The organism is Streptomyces alkaliphilus (assembly GCF_014141535.1).
Taxonomy (GTDB): Bacteria; Actinomycetota; Actinomycetes; order Streptomycetales; family Streptomycetaceae; genus Streptomyces; species Streptomyces alkaliphilus.
In genome coordinates, this window is sequence record NZ_VKHT01000897.1 from 1 (window position 1) to 2,060 (window position 2,060).

Genomic DNA, 2,060 nt, shown 5'->3' on the forward strand with positions numbered 1-2,060 from the left:
CCCCCGGCGCGCCACCCCGCACCGCCCCACGGAGGAACCATGGCCAGCGACGCCGACATCAATATCGATTACGCCACCATCGAGGCCACCGCCGGCACGATGGGCACCAAGCTCTCGGACATCGCCACCGAGCTGACCGAGCTGAAGACCACCGTCGAGGGGCTGCTCCAGAACGGCCTGGTCTTCGAGCAGGCCAGCGAGGCGCTCAAGGAGGCGTACACGTTCTTCACCCAGCAGATGGAGGCCTCGGCCAAGAATATCGGCGAGTACGCCAAGCTGTTCCAGGAGATCTCCAACGAACTCCAGAACTCCGACTCCGGCATGGCGAACGACATCCGTTCCTCGCTGGAGCAGAGCCGGGCGGAGGCCGCCGAGGCCGAGGCCAACGCGTAGCGCTCGCGCGGCACCGCACGCGGCGCGCGGCCCGCCGCCCGGAATCCCGGGTGGCGGGCCGCGTTCACGCGGGCGGGGCCCGCAGGGGTCACCCCTCGCCGAGCACGGTGAGCGGCACCTGTACCGCCAGCGGTCCGCCGTGCGGGCCGGCGGTCCACGCCCGGCCGGGCGGCAGCGACATCCGTACCTGCTCGCCCGACATCCGGCAGCCGATCAGCTCGCCCTCGACGATGGACTTCGGGGAGGTGAGCAGCCCGCGGCGGACCCGCTTCAGCTGCCCCACCCAGCCCAGGTTGCCGGTGGCCTCGGCCGTGCAGCCCACCAGCAGGGCCTGGCCCCGGTCCCGCCCGGAGGCCAGCACCCGGCGCAGCACCTTGTCGGCCGCGCAGTTGGCCAGGAGTTCCGCGTCGTCCACGACGAGCACCGTCGGCCGGCCGCCGGTGGCCTCCAGCGCCTCCTCCACGTCCGCCGCCGAGGGGTCGGCGTCGGTCAGCACCCGGGCCAGGTCGTGCGCGGCCAACCGGCGCAGCTGCGACTCGCGCGGGGTGAGCACCACCAGGGAGGTGCCGCCCATCAGCAGGGAGACCGCCATCGAGGCCAGCGCCGTGGTGCGTCCGCTGCGCGGCGGACCGGCGACCACGAACGCGCCGCCCTCGGCGGCGAAGTCGAAGCCGACCGGGCCGGCGTCGTCGCCGCCGAGCCCCACCAGGGCCCACAGCGGGCGCCCGCTCTCCGCGGGCAGCCGCTCGGCCGCCTGCTGGAAGGTGAGCGAGCCCGGCAGTTCGGCGATCGGGAAGGGACGCCGGTCGGCGGGGATGTCGCCGTCGCGCCTCGCCGCCTCCCGGGCGATCCGCCGCAGGGCCTCGGCCTGCTCGGGGACCCGGGCGGGCGTGCCGGCAAAGTCCTCCTCCGTCTCCTCCGGGCCGGGCAGCAGGGCGATCTGCGTCTCCAACCCGGAGGGGGCGTGCCAGGCGCGTCCCTCCGGGACATGGGTGGGCAGCCGGTCCCGGCTCAGCCCCACGTGGAAGTAGTCGCCGGCCTCGGCCTGGCGCAGCAGCAGCCGCTTGTCGTTGTGCGCGCCCAGCCGGCCGGCCAGCAGCAGCCGCTCGGAGGTGGCGATGACGTGCATGCCCACAGCCACGCCCTCCCGCAGCAGCCGCACGACCTCGCCGTACAGGCGTCCGCCGTCGTAGTCGTCGAGCAGGCCGCTGAGCGAGTCCCAGCCGTCGATCAACAGCATCAGGTGGGCCGGGCGCCGGGCCCGTGACAGCTTGCCGCGCAGCTCGGTCCAGCTCGCGCAGTCGTGCTCGGAGAGCAGCCGTTGGCGCCGGGTCAGCTCGGTGGAGAGGCGGTGGAGCAGGCGCTCCAGGCGTTCGGTGTCGTGCCGGGAGACCACCGCGCCGCAGTGCGGCAGGGCGGACAGCGCGGCCAGACCCCCGCCGGAGGAGTCCACGCAGTACAGGTGGACCTGCTCGGCGGTCAGCGTCGTGGCGATCGATCCGGCGACGGTGCGCAGCACCTGGGTGCGGCCCGACCGGGGGGTGCCGATCACGTACAGGTGGCCGAACTCGGCGAAGTCGATGACGCCGAGACGGCGTTCCTGGCGCTGCGGCACGTCGTACAGCGCGTAGGGCACCACCGGCAGGCGGCCGGGCGGGGTGGGGGGC

At 74.4% G+C, this 2,060-nt stretch carries 2 protein-coding genes; one reads left to right on the plus strand and one right to left on the minus strand.

Features of this window, described 5'->3' with window-relative positions; genetic code table 11:
• Window positions 1-39: 39 nt before the first annotated feature.
• Window positions 40-393, plus strand: coding sequence for a WXG100 family type VII secretion target (locus FNQ90_RS20905; RefSeq protein ID WP_182607771.1), 354 nt, complete (start codon window positions 40-42; stop codon window positions 391-393).
• Between the two features lie 88 nt (window positions 394-481).
• On the opposite strand, the gene FNQ90_RS20910 is transcribed toward FNQ90_RS20905, so the two are convergent.
• A partial coding sequence (locus FNQ90_RS20910; RefSeq protein ID WP_267133081.1) for an FtsK/SpoIIIE domain-containing protein occupies window positions 482-2,060 on the minus strand: 1,579 nt, incomplete at its 5' end.